Annotated in this window: 21 protein-coding genes; 17 read left to right on the top strand and 4 right to left on the bottom strand. The window is 60.8% G+C overall.

Going from position 1 to position 18,320, the window contains the following annotated elements; genetic code table 11:
* Nucleotides 1-65: 65 nt before the first annotated feature.
* Nucleotides 66-1,100, top strand: coding sequence for a mechanosensitive ion channel family protein (locus OSA81_04955; protein MDE0898347.1), 1,035 nt, complete (start codon nucleotides 66-68; stop codon nucleotides 1,098-1,100).
* A 94-nt stretch (nucleotides 1,101-1,194) separates the two neighbouring features.
* Here OSA81_04955 and OSA81_04950 read toward each other — a convergent pair whose 3' ends face one another.
* Nucleotides 1,195-1,818, bottom strand: coding sequence for a DUF2911 domain-containing protein (locus tag OSA81_04950; protein ID MDE0898346.1), 624 nt, complete (start codon nucleotides 1,816-1,818; stop codon nucleotides 1,195-1,197).
* Between the two features lie 286 nt (nucleotides 1,819-2,104).
* Entirely contained in the window at nucleotides 2,105-3,298 is a 1,194-nt protein-coding gene (locus tag OSA81_04945) for a hypothetical protein (GenBank protein MDE0898345.1), read from the bottom strand.
* Between the two features lie 118 nt (nucleotides 3,299-3,416).
* Here OSA81_04945 and OSA81_04940 point away from each other — a divergent pair, with 118 nt between their 5' ends.
* The 8 genes from OSA81_04940 to OSA81_04905 all read left to right on the top strand — a co-directional run bounded on the left by OSA81_04940 (nucleotide 3,417) and on the right by OSA81_04905 (nucleotide 9,239).
* On the top strand, nucleotides 3,417-4,796 hold the full coding sequence (locus OSA81_04940) for a HupE/UreJ family protein (protein MDE0898344.1): 1,380 nt from the start codon (nucleotides 3,417-3,419) through the stop codon (nucleotides 4,794-4,796).
* A gap of 50 nt (nucleotides 4,797-4,846) precedes the next feature.
* Entirely contained in the window at nucleotides 4,847-5,893 is a 1,047-nt protein-coding gene (locus OSA81_04935; GenBank protein ID MDE0898343.1) for a peptidyl-alpha-hydroxyglycine alpha-amidating lyase family protein, read from the top strand.
* A 96-nt stretch (nucleotides 5,894-5,989) separates the two neighbouring features.
* Nucleotides 5,990-6,160 carry a hypothetical protein gene (locus OSA81_04930; GenBank protein MDE0898342.1) on the top strand — a complete coding sequence of 57 codons (171 nt, stop codon included), beginning with the start codon at nucleotides 5,990-5,992 and terminating at the stop codon, nucleotides 6,158-6,160.
* Nucleotides 6,161-6,367: 207 nt separating this feature from the next.
* Nucleotides 6,368-6,676 carry a metal-sulfur cluster assembly factor gene (locus OSA81_04925; GenBank protein MDE0898341.1) on the top strand — a complete coding sequence of 103 codons (309 nt, stop codon included), beginning with the start codon at nucleotides 6,368-6,370 and terminating at the stop codon, nucleotides 6,674-6,676.
* 93 nt (nucleotides 6,677-6,769) lie between these two features.
* Complete coding sequence (locus OSA81_04920; protein ID MDE0898340.1) at nucleotides 6,770-7,720, top strand: phenylacetate-CoA oxygenase subunit PaaI; 951 nt, start codon at nucleotides 6,770-6,772, stop codon at nucleotides 7,718-7,720.
* Nucleotides 7,721-7,748: 28 nt separating this feature from the next.
* Nucleotides 7,749-8,177 carry a metal-sulfur cluster assembly factor gene (locus OSA81_04915; protein ID MDE0898339.1) on the top strand — a complete coding sequence of 143 codons (429 nt, stop codon included), beginning with the start codon at nucleotides 7,749-7,751 and terminating at the stop codon, nucleotides 8,175-8,177.
* A gap of 49 nt (nucleotides 8,178-8,226) precedes the next feature.
* Nucleotides 8,227-8,454 (top strand): hypothetical protein, encoded by a 228-nt coding sequence (locus OSA81_04910; protein ID MDE0898338.1) that lies wholly within the window; start codon nucleotides 8,227-8,229, stop codon nucleotides 8,452-8,454.
* Nucleotides 8,451-9,239 carry a phenylacetate-CoA oxygenase subunit PaaI gene (locus OSA81_04905; GenBank protein MDE0898337.1) on the top strand — a complete coding sequence of 263 codons (789 nt, stop codon included), beginning with the start codon at nucleotides 8,451-8,453 and terminating at the stop codon, nucleotides 9,237-9,239. Before OSA81_04910 ends, OSA81_04905 begins: the two co-directional genes overlap by 4 nt.
* 263 nt (nucleotides 9,240-9,502) lie before the next feature.
* On the opposite strand, the gene OSA81_04900 is transcribed toward OSA81_04905, so the two are convergent.
* Nucleotides 9,503-10,066 carry a hypothetical protein gene (locus OSA81_04900; GenBank protein MDE0898336.1) on the bottom strand — a complete coding sequence of 188 codons (564 nt, stop codon included), beginning with the start codon at nucleotides 10,064-10,066 and terminating at the stop codon, nucleotides 9,503-9,505.
* Nucleotides 10,067-10,225: 159 nt separating this feature from the next.
* Between OSA81_04900 and OSA81_04895 the strand changes: the two genes are divergently transcribed.
* Nucleotides 10,226-10,873 carry a hypothetical protein gene (locus OSA81_04895; GenBank protein ID MDE0898335.1) on the top strand — a complete coding sequence of 216 codons (648 nt, stop codon included), beginning with the start codon at nucleotides 10,226-10,228 and terminating at the stop codon, nucleotides 10,871-10,873.
* A 6-nt stretch (nucleotides 10,874-10,879) separates the two neighbouring features.
* Here the strand turns inward: OSA81_04895 and OSA81_04890 are convergent, their stop codons facing one another.
* The gene (locus OSA81_04890; protein MDE0898334.1) at nucleotides 10,880-11,194 is read right to left on the bottom strand and encodes a hypothetical protein; all 315 of its coding nucleotides are present in this window, start codon (nucleotides 11,192-11,194) and stop codon (nucleotides 10,880-10,882) included.
* A gap of 18 nt (nucleotides 11,195-11,212) precedes the next feature.
* Between OSA81_04890 and OSA81_04885 the strand changes: the two genes are divergently transcribed.
* From OSA81_04885 to OSA81_04855, 7 genes are all read left to right on the top strand, one after another.
* Nucleotides 11,213-12,658, top strand: coding sequence for an aminotransferase class V-fold PLP-dependent enzyme (locus tag OSA81_04885; GenBank protein MDE0898333.1), 1,446 nt, complete (start codon nucleotides 11,213-11,215; stop codon nucleotides 12,656-12,658).
* Nucleotides 12,655-13,410 carry a type II CAAX endopeptidase family protein gene (locus tag OSA81_04880; protein ID MDE0898332.1) on the top strand — a complete coding sequence of 252 codons (756 nt, stop codon included), beginning with the start codon at nucleotides 12,655-12,657 and terminating at the stop codon, nucleotides 13,408-13,410. The genes OSA81_04885 and OSA81_04880 overlap by 4 nt, the downstream gene beginning before the upstream one ends.
* Nucleotides 13,410-13,823, top strand: coding sequence for a hypothetical protein (locus OSA81_04875; protein MDE0898331.1), 414 nt, complete (start codon nucleotides 13,410-13,412; stop codon nucleotides 13,821-13,823). Before OSA81_04880 ends, OSA81_04875 begins: the two co-directional genes overlap by 1 nt.
* 75 nt (nucleotides 13,824-13,898) lie before the next feature.
* Entirely contained in the window at nucleotides 13,899-14,321 is a 423-nt protein-coding gene (locus OSA81_04870; protein ID MDE0898330.1) for a hypothetical protein, read from the top strand.
* A gap of 17 nt (nucleotides 14,322-14,338) precedes the next feature.
* Nucleotides 14,339-14,659, top strand: a complete 321-nt coding sequence (locus OSA81_04865) for a tetratricopeptide repeat protein (protein ID MDE0898329.1) — start codon at nucleotides 14,339-14,341, stop codon at nucleotides 14,657-14,659.
* Nucleotides 14,660-14,882: 223 nt separating this feature from the next.
* Nucleotides 14,883-17,438: a DNA gyrase subunit A gene (gyrA, locus tag OSA81_04860; GenBank protein ID MDE0898328.1), complete on the top strand. Its 2,556-nt coding sequence runs from the start codon at nucleotides 14,883-14,885 to the stop codon at nucleotides 17,436-17,438.
* Nucleotides 17,439-17,819: 381 nt separating this feature from the next.
* Nucleotides 17,820-18,296, top strand: coding sequence for a MarR family transcriptional regulator (locus tag OSA81_04855; GenBank protein MDE0898327.1), 477 nt, complete (start codon nucleotides 17,820-17,822; stop codon nucleotides 18,294-18,296).
* Nucleotides 18,297-18,320: the final 24 nt, after the last annotated feature.

Below are 18,320 nucleotides of genomic sequence, written 5' to 3'. Positions count from 1 at the left end.
GCTAGTCGTGCCTATTCCAGGACTTCTGCAGAGCCGAGCGATCCGAACTACCACATGATCCAGTCATGACAAAATTCCTCCAGGATCCCTGGGTGCAGCGCAGCGTCTTCGTTCTGGGCGGACTCCTGCTCGGCTATATCGTCGAACGCCTCGTGATGGCCCGTCTGCACGTGCTCGCGAAGAACACGCGCTTTAAATGGGACGACCTTGTCGTCGACTCGCTGAAGCGGCTTCCCACTGTCTGGCTGGCGGCTGCCGGGATTTATCTCGCGAGCACGGTTGGCGACGTTCCACCGGGCATGGCGGCGTTCATGAGCAGCGGTCTCATGGTGGTGCTGATCGGCTCGGTCGCTGTTGGTGGAATGCGTTTGACGGGCGGCGTCGTTGAGATGTTGTCGAAGGGAGCCCAGGGTCCCATCGGGTCACCGACGCTTGTCGTGAGCCTGGCCCGTGGTGCTGTAGGTGTACTCGGAATCTTCATCATCCTGCAGAACCTCGGGATCGACATCACCCCGCTGATCACCGCCCTCGGAATCGGTGGACTGGCCGTCGCTCTCGCGCTGCAGGATACCCTCGGGAATCTGTTCGCGGGCGTGCAGATCATTCTGTCACGACAGGTGCGGACGCGGGACTTTGTCCAGCTCAGCTCAGGGGAGCGGGGTTGGGTCACCGACGTGAAGGGTCGGAACACCACGATCCAGACGTTTCCGGACGGGAATCTGGTCGTGGTGCCGAACTCGCTCCTCGCGTCGTCGATCGTAAAGAACTTCAGCTTTCCGAGAACCTCCCTCTGGGTCAGCATCGAGGTGGGCGTGAGCTACGACAGCGATCTTGATCAGGTGGAGCGGGTCACGATGGAGGTCGCCAAAGAAGTGCTGGAGGAGATCGATGGCGGCATCAGCACGGAGGACCCTGTTGTGGTATTCCACACGTTTGCAGATTCGAGCATCAACCTCGAGACTCGGATGATGGTGCGGGAGATCCGGAGCCAGGCTCCGATTCGGCATGAGTTCATCAAGCGCCTTCACAAGCGCTATAACACGGAGGGCATCGAGATCCCGTATCCGATTAGGACTGTTGTCATGCAGCGTGAGGACTAGAAAGAAGGGCCCCCAACCGTGAGGTCGAGGGCCCTTCGCTTGTACTGCTCAGGTTGGCCTTAAGCCAGCTCTGACTTCACCAGCACGGTACCGGTCAGGCACCGGGGTGCACGTGGAACTTCACCTGCGTGTTCTCCCACTGCAGCACTACGTCACCCATCGTGTTCTCGGCCATCGGCACGAAGCTGTACGTCAGAGTCTCGACGAACTCGTCGATGTGCTCAGGCTGTGCGCTGAAGACACCCACTTCGGAAGCACGGACACTCTCGTCGATCGGAACGCCCCACCGCTCCCAGTTCGAGTTGATAAAGAACTGCCATTCGTCTTCTGCCGGGATGGCGTAAATCGAGTAGCTGCCCGCCTCGAGATCCACGCCACCAACCGACGCAGGGCCGGAGAGGTGGATCGTGGTGGGCTCGTCGGCGCCGATACGCTCAGGCTGACCGTAGACGACCAGTTCGCCCATGATGCCACGACCGCGAGCGGAAGGAGCTCCGTAGCAGAGCAGGCCATCGTGGCCGCCGACTGAGAAGTCGGTCTCGCGAAGTGGACTCGGGCGTTCCGTTGCCTCAGCCATGGTGCCTCGGGCCAGATAGCACTCAAGCGGGTCCCCGGAGGCCACATCCATCTCACTGGACGCAGCTTGGTTCATGGCTTCCTCGCCGCCGCACGCGGCGACGGCGATCAACAGCACGGGGAGGGTGGAAAAACGGCGCATTGGATCTCCTGCTAAAGATGACCTTCATTGGGTGATAGCCAGAAAACTACCTCGGCTTGTGGAACCGACAAGCGGCCTGATCCTGGAGGGGAAGGCAGATCCCGGGGCGGGCATGGGCGGACCCGGGGAGGCTGATAGGGAGCTAGAGAAGCTGTCACCGCCATTGGTGACACTGTCGTGGGACGCCCCGACGGGCCTCAGGGCCAGAGCAAGGCACAACGACAAACGGGGCGCGATGGCAGTCACTCCACCGCGCCCCGTTCGGGTTAGGGCTTGCTGTTTCTGACTAGTCGCCCACCGGCCATGGCGCACCCTGGTTCTCGGCCGACACCGGACCGATTCCCTTGTAGACGAAGCGCTGGACGCGTTTCCCTTCGTAGGTCTCTGTGGTGAAGATGTTGCCCTGAGAGTCCGTCGCTATGGAGTGCACCGCGAAGAAGAGCCCCGGCTGACGACCGCCGTCGCCGAAGCTCGTGAGGATTTCGAGGCTCTGCCGATCCATGATGTAGACCTTCATGTTCTTGCCGTCGGCTAGGTACATGTAGGTCTGAGCGGGATCACGAGAAAACGCGATATCCCATGTCGATCCGTCGCCCAGCGTGGCCGGAGCGATACGGGTTTCCGTTACATATGTCCCGTCGGTCTGGAATACCTGGAGACGGTCGTTCGGGCGATCGCAGACGTAGACGAGTCCATCCTCAGACGGCTCCGCGCAGTGCACCGGAGTCCGGAACTGCTGGATGAGCTCGGCGTTGGGGTCGTAGCGTCCGGTGCCCTCGTCGCTCGGCTCGTTGCCGTAGGCCCCCCAGAAGCGCTTCACCTCACCGGTGTTCGCATCGATGACTGCGACGCGCTTGTTCAGATAACCGTCAGAGATGTAAGCCTCGTCGCCAGTCATGTTGAACGAAATCTTGGCCGGGCGCCCGAAGTGTTCGGTGCTCATGCTGTTCGCACCTTGCTCCGGAATCCCAAACTGGGCCAGGAACTCGCCGTCGCGCGAGAACTTCAGCACATGGCTGTCGCCCGCGCCGTTTCCGCCAATCCAGACATTGTCGTTCGGATCGATAGAGATGCCGTGATTCGATGCCGGCCACTGATATTCGTCAGTGGATTCGCCACCCCAGGCATTGATCAGGTTGCCTTCCGGGTCGAACTCAAGGATCGGAGGTGCCGCGGTGCAGCACTCGCTGGTCGGCGGGTTCGTGCCGGAGCCCATTTCCGTCCGCTCGTTCAGTGACATTGCGCCACGGTGAATGATGTAGACGTGGTCACGGGAGTCTACGCCAACGCCGACTGCGTTTCCGAGAATCCAGTGATTCGGCAAAGGCTTGGGCCAGAAAGGATCGACCTCGAACATGGGGGCCATGCCCGCGGTACCGACATTATCAGCGCCGAGGTTGTCGACGGCTTCTGAGGCGCAGGCAAGCGCCGTAATCGTAGCCACGAGACCCACGCCGAGGAGCAGAGTACGCTTCTCCATCACCGTTCTCCTGAAGGGCGAGCGGGACGCCGTGCCCCGCAAGGAAGGAAAGGCTACGCCGCCAATCGCGGCTCGGCAATCCTGTTGCTGAGTTACGGGCACGGGTAGCTTCGCGGCCATGTCTGTGATTCCTCCGAACCGCCGCGTCGCCGCGGTCCTTGTTGCACTCGTGCTGTTACTCCCTACCTGGTCGGGAGAGGCTCACGAGATTCCGTCGGATGTGACGATCCAAGCCTTCGTCAGGCCGGAGGCCGGCGTTCTGCGGATGTTGCTGCGGGCACCTCTCGCATCTCTCCGAGACTATGAGTTTCCGGTAGAGGGGCCGGGTTACCTCTCGATTGTGGAATCTGGCGAGATGGTCCGAGAGGCAGTCGACCTGTGGATCACGGATTACGTCTCGATGCTCGAGAACGGCGAAGACCTGGGTCGCCCCACTGCGACAGAAGTCCGGGTATCCAGCCCTGGTGACAGGGCGTTTGCTACCTATGACCGGGCGCTTGCCAACCTACGATCGGGCGTGCTGCCTGCGGGCATTGAGTTGCCGCCTCAACAGGCCATGGTGGACGTTCTCCTCGAGTGGCCTATCGAATCTGAGCAGTCTGATTTTTCAATCGAGTCAGGTCTGGGGCATCTCGGACTTCGGACCATAACGGTGCTCCGGTTCCAGCCCGCTGGGGGAGCCGAGCGGGCGTTCCAGTTCTCCGGCCTCCCCGGTCTCGTGCGGCTCGATCCACGATGGCACCAGGCGGCGTGGCGGTTCATCGTCCTCGGATTCCAGCACATCTTGGACGGAATCGACCACCTCCTGTTTCTGCTTTGTCTGGTCATTCCGATTCGCCGCTTCCGGGCCCTCGTCCCGATTGTAACGGCCTTTACTGTGGCGCACTCGATCACCTTGATCGCGGCGGCCCTGGGCATGGCGCCTAACGCGCTGTGGTTTCCTCCGCTGATCGAGACTCTCATTGCGCTCTCGATCGTGTTCATGGCATTCGAGAACATTGTCGGTTCGACGCTTCGCAATCGGTGGATGGTGGCCTTCGCCTTCGGGTTGGTCCATGGATTTGGCTTCTCTTTTGCGCTGTCGGAGTCTCTTCAGTTCGCGGGTGCCCACCTGGTCACCTCACTGCTGTCTTTCAACCTCGGTGTCGAGTTCGGTCAACTCTTCGTGCTCGCGCTCGTTATCCCGGTGCTCGAACTCCTGTTCAGGCGTTGGCTGCCCCCGGTCATGGGCGTCGTGGCGCTGTCGGCACTTCTCGCCCATACAGGTTGGCACTGGATGCTGGAAAGGGGTGGGGCGCTGCTTCAATACGACTTCTCTGCTCCGGTGCTGAACGTCTCCTTCGGCGTCATGCTCATGAGGTGGATGGCCTTACTTCTCGTGATCGCCGGCGTGCTCTGGTTGCTCAAGGCGGGTTTCGGGAGACTGGAGGGTGCGGGACAGGGCGGGGACTCGGCGGGGGCCGACGACGAGTCGATTCAGGCTGGCGCGGAGGCCTAGAGGATGACAACCTGAGGCCCTCAGCTTGATTCATGACTGGAGTCTCATCGATGTTCGCTCCGCGCCACGGTATGACTGGACTTGCACTTGCCGCCCTGTTGCTCTGCCAATTTCCGGCCGAAGGGACCGCCCAGATGGTCTCGCCGAACCCATATGCTACCGTGGCCGGGGTTTGGGCTGAGCTTCCAGATGGTCGAACCTGGGGCTCGACGAGTGCGATCTATCCGGCGCCCGACGGGATGTCGATCTGGGTCGCTGATCGTTGTGGGGCTAACTCATGTGCCGATTCGAACGTCGATCCGATTCTGCGTTACGACCTCGACGGCAACCTGATGACGAGCTTTGGCGGTGGCATGATCTACTGGCCGCATGGACTACATGTGGACCGCGAGGGCAACGTTTGGATTGCGGATGCTGTGGGATACGGTCCTGAGCCCGCGGGCCGAGGGCATGAGATCATAAAATTCAGTCCCGAGGGTGAAGTGCTCATGCGCCTCGGAGAGAAAGGCAATCCGGGGAACAGCCGCACGCAGTTTCTCCGACCGTCGGACATGCTCGTCGCTCCGGATGGGAGCATCTTCGTGGTCGATGGGCACCACGCGAACGGAAACAACCGAGTCGTGAAGTTCGATGAGGAGGGCAACTTCCTCATGGAGTGGGGAGAGACAGGCACGGGCAATGGGCAGTTCCAGGACCCACATGCGCTTGCCATGGATTCGCAAGGTCGGCTGTTCGTCGGCGATCGGGCCAACAGCCGGCTGCAGATCTTCACTCAGGGTGGGGAGCACCTCGAGACGTGGCACCAGTTCGGTCGCCCAAGCGGTCTATTCATCGACGAGAACGACGTGCTTTACTCAGCCGACTCGGAGTCGAATACGGGCCGAAACGCCGGGTGGCGCCGTGGGATCTACATCGGGTCTGCGCGCACAGGCTTCGTGACTGCGTTCATTCCCGATCCTGAGTCGGATCCCGACAACTCCGGTACTAGCGCAGCCGAGGGAGTGGCCGTGGATGCCTTCGGGAACGTGTATGGAGCAGAGGTTGGCCCACGGATGCTTCGGAAGTATGTACGACGGGAGAGCGGCGTGCACCGGTAAGGGCGCTCGCGCGGCGTCTGCGCTCCTAGAACCCTCGCTAGGGATACGGTTCGACTGCTTGGGTAGATGCCGGACCGGTGACCGGAGTGATCGTTCGTGGGAGAGGAAAGGCCGGGGATCTCAGCGCGCGCACCTGCGCTGGGTGAGGATGGAGACCGGACCTATGAGTCCAAGATGATTGTGCTCGGTCGGGACGAGCAGCTTGTGGCTCTGACCGACACTCATCGCGATACTGTCAGTACCGTCGCGCCCACTATCGTGGATTGATTTGTGTCGAATTCGTGAAACGCGCTGACAAAATTTCTCGGTCAACTGGAGCTGACGCCGACCACAGGTGCAGATCGGTCAGACGTGAGTGCGGCCGTGACACCTGCGTCACCCCTCCGCGCATCTAGTTATCTTCTCGTCCCCGTTGGCAGGGCTGAACGCACGCCTCGGACCGACGGATTGTGAACCCTCGCTGCGAACAGGCGGATGAGTACAATGGCAGTCACCGAAAAGGACGTCCGTACCGCGCTGAAGACTGTGAAAGATCCAGAGCTGGGTCTGGATCTGGTGGTCTTGGGCTTGATCTACGACATCGAGATCACCGAGGCAGACGTTCACGCGACGATCTCCCTGACCTCTCCCATGTGCCCAGTCGCGGGGCAGATTGTCGAGGACGTAAAGACGACGATCGAGGGCGTGGATGGCGTTGAGCGCGCAGAGGTCGAGCTGACCTTCGATCCGCCGTGGACCCCGGAGCGGATCAGCCCGCTGATTCGTGCATCTCTCGGGCTCTGACCGTTCTGAGCCCTTGAGGCCAGCGACTAGCTGAATACATTTATTACACTCTTTCGTCTGTCGTGACGAAAGTGTCATACGCGCGAGGAAGTCATGAGCCCATTCACCGAAGACGAGCTCAAGCAGAAGGTCAACGACGGATACATGGTCGAAGGACCCGAAGACATGACGGAGGGATATCGGAAGGCTCTTCGCGTGCAGCTGACGGTGCAAGCCGATACCGAGCTCATGAGCGCACCTTCCTACTGGATGGCGGCGAGACACGCCCCGTCGACCAACACGCAGGTGTCCGCCCACGCGATCATCCAGGACGAGCTGGCTCACGCGAACATCGCGTACCGTCTTCTAGAGGACATCGGTGAGTCGAAGGAGCAGCTCGTGTACGGCAGGCAGCCACACGAGTTCAAGCATCCCTATGGATTCGACCAGCCGCTCGACAACTGGGCTGACCTCGTCGTCGCGAACGGGTTCTTCGATCGAGCCGGCATCACGCTTCTGTCGGACGTCTACCAGAACACGTCATACGCGCCGCTCAAGAGAGCGCTCGTGAAGATCGATATGGAGGAGACGTTCCACCTGCGGCACGGTGAGGTGTGGATGCGCCGGTTGGCCAAGGCCGGTGGTGAGGCTAAGGAGATGGTTCAGCAGTCGGTCGACTGGATGTTCCCGATGACCATTGAGTGGTTCGGGCTCCCTGATGATCGCAAGCGTCACTCGGGTCAGCTCGACTACAAGCTGAAGGGCCTGACCAATGATCAGCTCCGGCAGGTCTGGATGGCGTCCACCGTCCCGCTCTGTGAAGAACTCGGACTCAAGGCGCCTGCCCACTTCGACACCGTGAAGGGTGAGTACGTACTCGACTATCCGTTCCCATGTCAGTACGACGTCGCCGAGAAGCGCTGGGCGTTCGACGAGGGCGAGATCAGCTGGGACGACGTTTTCGCTCGCTGGAAGGGTCGTGGCCCGATGAACGAGATCTACGTGGAGTCGGTCCAGCGTTCTCGCATGGACGTTTCGCGCTGGTTCAACGGCAAAGTCGCCTGACCATGATGGATGCGACCGGAGCGGGCGCATGAGTGTCGCCGAACTGCCCGTTGTCCGTCGTCTCGACGTCGGCCTTCCGTCGCACATCTCAGTCCACAAGAGCGGCGGACGCGATATCTGGTCAGTGCCCCTGACCGTGATGCCCGCTGATGTTTTGCAGGCGACGTGGGATGCGCTCAACGAAGTGCTCGACCCGGAGATTCCGATCAGCCTGCCGGAGTTGGGGCTGATCTACGGAGTTGAGGTCGAGAAGGGAGTGGCACGTGTGCTCCTCACGTTCACGGCTACGGCGTGCCCGTGCATGGAATTCATCCGCGAGGATATCACGGACCGTCTCGAATCGGAGTTGTGGATCGACTCTGTGGAGATCGAAGAAGTCTGGGACCCGCTGTGGAGCAACGAACGAATCACAAAAGAGGGTCGAGAAAAGCTTCGCTTGCTCGGGATCGGCGTTTGAGCCGAACAACGTGCCGAGTCGATTCGCTGACCCGAAGAGAGAATCTGAGATGATGCGAGAGGTCGTTTACGACGTGTTCACCCGGAAAGACCGCGGCGATCAACTCGTGCACATCGGATACATCGATGCGTTCGACGACGAGACCGCGCGCGTGTATGCGTGGAAGACCTACGACGAGGAAAAGTGGTTCGAGATGTGCGTCGTAGAACGTACCGCGATTATTCCCGTGAACCGCGATGAGGGCGTGTTCGCAAACGCTCGAAGGGCCGACGTATGACCGAGCCCCTGAATGTAGACGCCTTGGACGAGACCAGCCGGGTTGCGCTAGAGCGCCTGATCCTGACACTCGCGGACTCAAAGCGACTCATGGGGATCCGATACTCTGACTGGACTATCGGTGCCCCTTCGATCGAGACCGGGATCGCGGCTTCTTCGATGGCGCAGGACGAGTGGGGGCACGCTCGTCTGCTGTACTCGATGTTCAAGGGGCTGGGCAAGGATCCGGTGCCGATGGAGCATGATCGCCAGGCTTCGGAGTATGCGTCCGTGGCTGCGCTCGACGAAGAAATGGCGGACTGGGCCGCGGTCGTGGCTGCCATGGTCCTGGTAGATGGCGGCATCTCTTCGGTCTTGAGATCCTTTGCGGGTGGAGCCTTCGAGCCTGCGCGGAATCGGGTGTGGAAGATGCTTGCCGAGGAGGAATTTCACGCGAGCCTCGGAGCCGCCTGGTACAAGCGCCTCGCGGCTGCCGGTGGGGAGGCGAAGGATCTCCTGACGGCCGCCACACACTCGATGCTACCGACGATGGTGGCCTGGGTTGGAGCGGATGATGCCGGTTCACGCGCTCTCGTTGACGCGGGTGTCCTGGAGGACCGTGAGTTGCGCCTTGCGGCATTCGCTGACCGTGTCGGCGAGTTCACCAAGCTTGTCGATGTTGACCTTGATTCTGTCGACGCTTCCGCCGACTGGGACGAGACTCGGGGCCGCACGATGGGGCAGCCAAATGATGAAGCGATCGAGCGGGCGCGCGGCGACCGTAATCGCGCGCTCTTCGTCGAGTAGGACGAGACGAGCCGTGGCCATTGATCCGCCATCCCGGAAGGGGAAAGTGGGCACTGAGACGAGAGCGTCATCGTTCAGCCGGGACGACCGCCGTGAAGAGGCGCCTGATTCGCTTCCGACCGAACCGGTATGCCCGTTTTGTGACCAGCGCGAAACGGAGATCATGAACGCGTTCGGGTCGCACGCTTCCGTGAGCACCTATTGGTGCCGAGGCTGCCGGTCTCCGTTCGAAATGATGAAGTGGCGAGGCGCAGGGAGCTGACCTAGGCCTCGATCAGCTCCACATCTTGCAGGAAATCACGGAGTGGGTTGGCGACTGCAACCGCTCGCTCGCGAATCGCGGCAGACGTCGAATCACGAATCACTCCACCGAGCAGATGTGCGGACACAGCGGTTCCGAGCTTTCTGTCAGACTGCGCGGCAGCCTGATGGTATTCGGCATAGCGAGCGCTCACGAGCTGTTCGAAGAGCGGCACCTGCACCCTGGGCGTGCCGTTGTCGACCATGTCCTCAAAGACGGCGGTGTGCAGCGCATCGAGGCCTTCGCGGATGCGCTCGTCAGGAGCGCGTCCGAGAAATGCCAACTGTACGCCACGTGTATGCGCCCACATGAAGAAGATCAAAGCTTCCTCGGCTGTGTGGTGCGCGATCCCATCGTCGTCATATAGGGCGGCGAAGTCTTCGAGCGGCGTTTCGACGTCCTCTTTCGAGACGAAATCTGAAAAGCTCTCCCAGACGAGTCGAGCGAGGCTGTCGCCCAATTCATCAGGTGTCATCGTCTGTGGAGCGCGAAACTTGCGTACGTCGTCATTGAGCGTGCTTTGCACGGTACTATCCTTACGTAGCATATGTTAGCAGTAACACCAATTCGGATCACGGGACCCTCAGTGTCAAGGTTGAAGATATTCCGGCCCCAGGCCGATCGCAGCGCCCTCACGGCTCCTCGCCGTATCATGGTGCGCAAACTGCTTGTCCGTGTTGGACTTATGATGATACTGGCGGTCATGGGAGCGTGCGCGGCGGCCGAGCCGACGCTACCCCGTCCGCGGCCGATCATCATCCATTCCGGGGCCCGAATTCGGGCCGATTACGAAGAGATGAAGGTCGTCAATGAATGGGTGACCGCCGAACAGGCCAATATCAGCGACGACCCGTCTTTCTGGGTCATCACTCAATCGACTCTGGCGGAGGTGTTCCCTTGGGAGGGCATGCTGGTCAGTAACGACACAGTGACGCTTCAGCTCTCGCTAGGCGGCGGCGATGCGTCACTGGTCTACCAGCTTTACGGACACATGCACCTGATGTCGACGATGGGCCGGCAGTCCCTTTGGGTTCCCACCGCCCCGACGGCGGTAGGGTACACGCTCGAGCGTGAGATCACTTCACGTGCTGCGGACGCTTGGATCCTGGGGCGGACGGTATTCGACACGCAGCCGTTTGGTCCGCTCGATGAGCTGGCCTATGCTAAGGAGGCCGGGTTCCTGGACGCCTTTATATTCACTGCACGGCCGGGGGAATTTGCGGTGAGTCGTGCAGATTGGGCACGCCAGAACCCTGGGCGGACGGACGAGTATCGGGACTGGTTCCTCGACACTTTCAATACGGAGCCGCCCGGCATTCGAGCGAACGAGTAGGAACGCCTAGCTGGCGACTTCCCAGCGAAGGCCGATCGGGCCCGCCGGGCCGAGCTCTTCAACGTGGACGTCGATACGTCCAGTGCGCGCGAATCGGTCGTTGCTGGCTTTGCCGCCGAAGACTGCAAAGCCCAGGATAAGGAAGCGGCACTCATCACCTTCCTGCGAAATCGCAACGAGTTCCGAGCCTTTGAGTGACTTGATGGAAGGCGCTTCGCCGGACTGCAGACGAAGGCGTAGAATACGGCCCGTATGTGGGGCGTCCATCGCGTCGAGGACACGATATGTGACGCCGTTCCGGGTACTGGTTTCTGCTAACATGAAAGGAAGATTATCGGCATGACCTCGCCGACGGAAGATGGCCCACGGAGCGAGCTTGAGCTCACCCCGGAACGAATGCTCGAATTGGCCGACCAGGTGTCACGGATCGTTGTGGACCGAATTCAGGGCCTGCCGGATGAAGCCGCATGGCTCGGAGGGTCTCGCGCCGAGCTCGAGCCTCTCATGCGAGAGGATCCGCCGGAGGAGGGACGTCCGCCCGAAGAGGTCATTGAGCGAGCCGCTCGAGAGATTCTTCCGATCGCGGGCAGGGTCGACCATCCGAGGTTCTTCGCCTTCGTGCCTTCCTCGCCGACCTGGCCGGGTGTGCTCGCTGACTACATGGCTGCCGGGTACAACACCTTCCAGGGGACCTGGCTCGGAGCGAGTGGCCCCAGCCAGCTCGAGGTCGTCGTCCTCGACTGGTTTCGGGACTGGCTCGGCTATCCGGATACGGCGGGTGGACTCTTCACGAGCGGAGGTTCTGCGGCGAGCCTCGACGCCTTCGTCGCCGCACGTGAAGCGGCGGGCGCCCCGGAGCGGGCTACCGTCTACATGAGCGATCAGAGCCACACCGCCCTGAGCCGGGCTGCGACGATCGTGGGCGTGCGGCCTGCGCACGTGCGGAAGGTCCCGAGCGATCCGTTCTTCCGCATTGATATAGATGCCCTGAGGCGCATGGTAGCCGAGGATCGTGCCGCTGGGTTCGCGCCCATCGCGGTTTGCGGAAACGCCGGCACGACGAACACGGGTGCCGTGGATCCCATGGAGGAGATGGCCGACTTCTGCGAAGCTGAGGGCATCTGGATGCATGTCGACGCCGCGTATGGCGGCTTTGCGATTCTTTGCGAGGAAGGGCAGCGACTGTTTCGCGGACTGAATCGCGCCGACTCGATCGCCATGGATGCACACAAATGGCTCTTCCAGCCGTTCGAGGCAGGATGCCTGATGGTGAAGGATGTCCGGAAACTCGAAGAGGCCTTTACAGTACATCCGGATTATCTGCAGGATGCGCAGTGGGGATCCGAGCACCCCAACTTCGGGGACCGCGGACTTCAACTCACGCGGTCCTTCCGCGCGCTGAAGGTTTGGATGTCGATACAGACCTTCGGGGTGGCTGCCTTCCGGCGGTCGATCAGCAAGGGGATCGAGCTCGCGGCGGAGGCGGAGGCCTATGTGCGGGCTTCCGCTGTGCTCCAGATGGCGAATCCGGCTTCTCTCGGCGTGGTGTGCTTCCGGGTGAACCCGAAGGGGTGCGGACTCGATGACGCCGTTCTGGAGACGATCAACATAGAGGTACAGGCGGGAGTGATCGGCTCGAAAGTGGCCATGATGTCGTCCACGCGCCTCCGAGGACTGTACTCTCTACGGCTTTGCATTTTGAATCATGCGACGACGTGGGGCGACGTCCGCCTCACACTCGAGAAGATCGAGAGCCTCGGACTCGCGGCCGTGGAGTCCCGGTGACCCTCTACGGGGTCGTCAATGGGTTGGCGGTCGTGCTGTTCTGGACTGTACTGCTTGGCCTGACTTACGCTGCGCAGGTACCCTTGGTTGATGCGATCCTGCTCGCTTTGTTGTTGGCCGCTGTGCCGACGTTCTCCCTCGCTCAGATCCCGCTCATCCGCGACGTACAGATCGAGCGACTACCTGTGTACTGGAGCTCGATATTCACGCTCGGGCTCATTGCTACGGCGTGCTGGTTCGTAGGCACGCGCGAGGGGGGCGCCGCTGCCCTAGGTCTCGTTGCGATCCCGCCGTCGGAGTTCCTCGGATGGACGGTGGGCGTCACTCTCGCCTCACTGTTGATCATGTTCGCGTTCCGCCAGATCACAGTTATGACCGAGGGCTTTGACAGTCCGCTGCTTCGGCAGCTCCTTCCCCGTTCTCCGGAGGAGCGACGTCTCTTCCTGGCCCTTTCCGTCGCGGCTGGTTCTGGAGAGGAACTCGCCTATAGAGGATATGCGATCCCTTTGTTGACTCCGTTGATCGGGCTTCCTGGAGCGGTCGTACTGACGACATTGGTCTTCGGGATCATGCATGGGTATCAAGGTTGGTTAGGGATCGCTCGTACCACGATCGTGGGTGGCGTACTGGCCTATGCATTCATTGCTTCGGGGAGCCTCTGGCCACCGATCGCCGCGCATATCCTCATTGATGTGTTCGCCGGAATCACTCTTGGTGAGAGGCTTCTCGTCACTCAGAAGGGAGCTGTCTGATGGAAGTAGATCTTGCATTGCTGGCGGACGCCGCAACCGTCGATGGGTCCGGAAAGCTCAACATTCTCGGCATATTCGATCGTCTGGGTACATCTTCGTTTCCGACTCGCCATCCCAGAATGGCATTGGTCCTGCGCTTCTCCGCGGGGGTCCATGAGGTCGGCAAGCACAAAGTCGGAATCGTGCTCAAGGCGCCGGATGGAAAGCAGGTGGTCCGTGTCGACGGGGAGATGAATCTGTCATCCGGGCCTCTCGGCATCACATCGGGAATCCTCGTGCCACACGTCCTGAACATGGACGGGCTCGTGTTCCCCGTTGGCGGTCGATACTCGTTCGACGTCATCGTGAATGACGAGCACCACGTTTCGATTCCACTGACCGTTGAATCAGCAGGCGCCCACGCGCAAGCGTGACGGAATGGAACGCTTGCAGAAACAACAGGACCCTCCGATTAGTAGAAGGAAGGAGAAGCTCACAAGGAGCCCACGGTGATCTTGCACTTCAACTACGAAGAACTGACCGCACTCCGGTCAGGTGCGCGAGTCTTCCTCGAACGAGAGGAACCCGGTCGTGGAGCCGTGCTCGCACCCGCCGCTGAGCGGGACCGTGTCGAGGCGCTGCTGCCCCGGCTCGATGGTGACATCTCTTTCTCGACACTCGCTGAGGTTCGGAGCGTCGAGGCCACTGTGTGGGTCATAGTAGAATGTCTCCGAATCGAAATGGAATCGCTTGTGGTCACGACGCACGCGGCGGACGAAGAAGCTGTCGCTGCGTACTTCGACTTCGCTCATGTCTTCTCAGTGGCTCACCGACTGGGCGAGATGGCTTCGGAGATGGAGGTCCTCATCGAAATTGTCAGCGGGACTTCGCCGACGGCTGAGGCAGTCACCTCGTTTCAATTCCCTGATTAATTCCACCTGAGAAAGCGATGACCTCCTCTGATCGCCTGGCCGCACTGGAAAGAATGGTCGGGAACCGTCCCGATGATTCACGACTTCGGTTTGGGCTGGCGCTCGAGTACCTGAATTCCGGCCGCACGGAGGAGGGTGCCGAAGCGCTCCGCGTCTATCTCGATGGGACGGATGACGAGGGCAATGGCTGGGGTCGGCTGGGGTCGGCGTTACGCGAGATGGGCCGCGATGACGAGGCCGCCGAAGCGTATAGAACGGGAATCGCAGCAGCGAATCGTCATGGACACCCGACGATGGCGGAAGAATTTGGAGAGACGCTGAGGGACATGATTTCTTGAGCGAGGCATCAGCCAGAACGGATAGAGGCTTCGAGGAGGAAGCCTTTCCGCATCTTCAGCTGGAAGCATGCCCTCTCCGATGATGCTCGGCTTGCGGCCCTCCGCCAATTGATAGAAGCTAGGGCCGCGCGGCACCCCCTGACACGGTTTTCCGGGTTTTCGCCTCGCGTGATCCATCTGCGGCCCGTGCCGCGGACCCTCGAATTGCACTACCGGAGACGGAATGGCTACGGCCTCCAAGCGGGAACGAATTCTTCCCCGCAGCCTCGAAGAAGAGATGCGGGAGTCGTTCTTGGACTACTCGATGAGCGTCATCGTCCAGCGAGCGCTCCCCGACGTACGTGACGGCTTAAAGCCCGTGCATCGGCGCATTCTCTATGCGATGTATGAGATGGGCCTCACTCCCGATCGCCCTTACAAAAAGAGCGCGGCGGTCGTCGGAGATGTGCTCGGCAAATTTCATCCCCACGGTGACTCGGCGGTGTACGACGCCATGGTGCGGATGGTGCAGGACTTCTCACTTCGTCGCCCGCTGATCGACGGTCAGGGAAATTTCGGATCCATCGACGGAGATCCGGCCGCAGCGTATCGGTACACGGAAGCGCGACTCCAGGCTCTGGCCATAGAACTCCTGGATGATATCGAGAAAGAAACAGTCCTGTTTCAGGCGAACTTCGACAATCAGCGTGAAGAGCCCACGGTTCTCCCCAGTCGGTTCCCGAATCTTCTGATCAACGGATCCTCGGGAATCGCGGTTGGGATGAGTACGAATGTCCCTCCGCATAACCTCGCGGAGGTCGCGGCCGGGATCCGTCAGCTCGTCATCGACCCGGACTGTTCGGTTGATGATCTGATGCGCCATATCCCGGGGCCGGACTTCCCGACGGGCGGCTTTGTCGTTGGGCGAGAGGGCATTGATAAGATGTATAAGGCGAGTCGGGGCCGTGTGGTCATGCGGGCCCGTGTCGTGAAGGAAGCACTGAGGGGCGGGAAGGAGCAGCTCATCGTGACTGAGCTGCCTTATACGGTCAACAAAACCAAGTTGATCGAGCAGATCGCGGGCCTCTCCAAGAAGGGCAAGGTCGACGACCTTTCGGACATTCGGGACGAGACCGACCGGGACGGCATTCGACTCGTGATCGAGTTGAAGCGTGGCGCCGACGCAGCCGCGGTGCTCAAGATTCTGTTCCGAGGCACGAGCCTCCAGACGACTTTCGGTGCCCACCTTCTGGCTCTCGATGACGGAGAACCGAAGGAGTTTGATCTCAAGGAGATGCTCGAGCGGTTCAGGGACCACAGGCTCGAGGTCATACAGAAGCGCAGCAGATTCGACCTAGAGAAGCACGAGGCCGAGAATCACATCATCCGGGGGCTACTGGCTGCACTCGATCACATCGACGAGGTGATCAGGATCATTCGGGCGTCGTCAGATCGCCCAGAAGCATCGGTTCGCCTTCAGGATCGCTTCGGACTGAGTGAGATCCAGGCCGACGCCATTCTCAACATGCGACTGTCCCGACTGACTGCGCTCCAGAGAGTCCAGCTCGAGAATCGGCTCGCTGAACTCGAAGGCCTGATCGCAACGCTCAGGGAGATCCTCGGTTCTGAAGAGCGCCAGCTCCAGATCATGCTGGAGGAGCTCGGGGAGGTCGTGAGCAAGTACAGTGACGAGCGCCGGACCGTCCTTCTCGACGACGACGAGGCGGAGCTCGAGATGCCTCAGGTAGTGGGTCAAATTGCGGACGAGGACGTCGTGGTCACGCTCTCACACGAAGGGTTTGTGAAGCGGATCCCGATGCACCTCTACAAGCGCCGGGTCGGATCCGGAAAGGCGCTCGCGGGCATGGAGCGGTACGAAGACGACTATCTGGAGCGGATCTTCGTGGCCCGCACACAGGGATGGATTCTTGCGTTCACCGAGGGCGGGCACTGCAATTTCCTGCCGGTTCTGGACCTTCCCGAAAGCGGACGTGCGTCGCGTGGGCAGTCCATCTACGCGTTGCTCGACGGAGCCGACCGTTCAGATCGGATCATTTCGATGATCCCGATCGACGACCTGAAGGTCGAAGGCCGCTACCTGGTCTTCCTTTCGAGGCAGGGTATCATGAAACGGACGCTGGTCACCGAGTTCTCAAACCCACGCTCAGGAGGCGTGAAGGCTGCCGGTGTGAAGGATGGTGATGGGATCATGGACGTGAGTCTTTCCGACGGGACAACGGAGATCATGCTGCTGTCCCGGGAAGGGCGAGCGATCCGTTTCCCCGAGGATGATATCAGTGTGGTTGGCCGTACCGCGGCCGGTGTGCGGGGGATGGCATTGAAGGGCGATGACCGAGTCGCTGGTATGCTGCTGATCAGGCGAAATGCCACAGTGCTCACGATCAGCGAGGACGGACTCGGTAAGAGGACGGAGATCTCGGAATTCCCTCTCCAGAAGAGAGGTGGGCAGGGCAATCTCGCGATGCCGAGCGGTGATCAGAACGCGCCGATCGTGTGTGCTCTTGAGGTCGTCGAAGCCGATGAGGTCATGATCGTCACGGCAGGCGGACAGGTCACGCGAGCCGCCGCAGACTCCGTACCGATTCAGGGTCGGCGAACCCAGGGCAAGCGTATCACGGCGGTGGATGGGGGAGATCGGGTTGTCGAAGTCACGCGCGCGCAGGGGCGCGGTGGGGCACCCGCTGGGGAACCGATACCGAGCGTGAACGACACGGCGGACGACGGGCCGAACGACGGCCCCGGCGTTAAGGGAGGCCAGCTGGACCTGCTAGGAGAGTAGGTCCAGCCAGCCAGCCAGGCTGGCTGCTAGCGCAGTTCTCCGAGCGTGATGTTCAGGCGCAGCCGCTCTCCGTCGCGTTCGACAATGATCACGTACTCGTCCCGCAGGCTTGGATCCGATCCGGGAAGCACGGCCACGACATTAACGAACTGGGATTTCCACCCTGATGGAGATCTTTTCGTGTTCGTCGGCGGGCAGAGTTCAGCAGCTGGACAGCAGGCCCGGACTGTGGTCATCAGGAACGCCCTCACCAGACACCGCTAGCCGCACCCACCCCCAAGGGTTGACCCAAATATCTTCATCGATATATAGTTGTGTATGCCAACTACTATCGACACCCCAAAGAGCGGCTCCACCGCCCTACCCATCCTGGAGCCCACAGTGGATCCAGCGCTGCTCGAAGACGCACTGCATCTGTCAGGTGCTTTGAGTGAGTTGCTCCGCGTGATCCAGTTCCGGGACCGGGACCGGTCGTGCTGCTACGACATCAGCGTGAGCCAGTGCTACGCGCTCAAGGGCATCGTAGAAGCTCGTGCCATGACGGTGAACGACCTCGCCGCGCATCTTTACTTGGACAAGAGCACTGCCAGCCGCATCGCAAACGGTATGGTGGACAAGGGCCTGCTCGTCCGAGAGAGAGACGCTGAGGACGGTCGCGTTGTGCATCTGGTCCCAACGGAGATGGGAGTCGAGATCTTCGAGAAGATCGAGCAGGACCAAACGATCGAGTACGCTGACATGCTCTCTGATTTCGACCCGGAGATTCGTTCGGCAATCACTCGGCTTGTCGCCAGGCTCGGCCGTTCGTTTTCGGCGCGGGTCGAGGTGTCGGGTGGTAGTTGCTGCGTGGTGAGCTGATCGGAGTGCGCGCCGTCAGCTCTT

Source organism: Longimicrobiales bacterium (assembly GCA_028823235.1).
GTDB lineage: Bacteria > Gemmatimonadota > Gemmatimonadetes > Longimicrobiales > Gaopeijiaceae > UBA2589.
The sequence above is the reverse complement of the archived record's forward strand: the minus strand, read 5'-3'. Positions and strand labels throughout refer to the sequence as shown.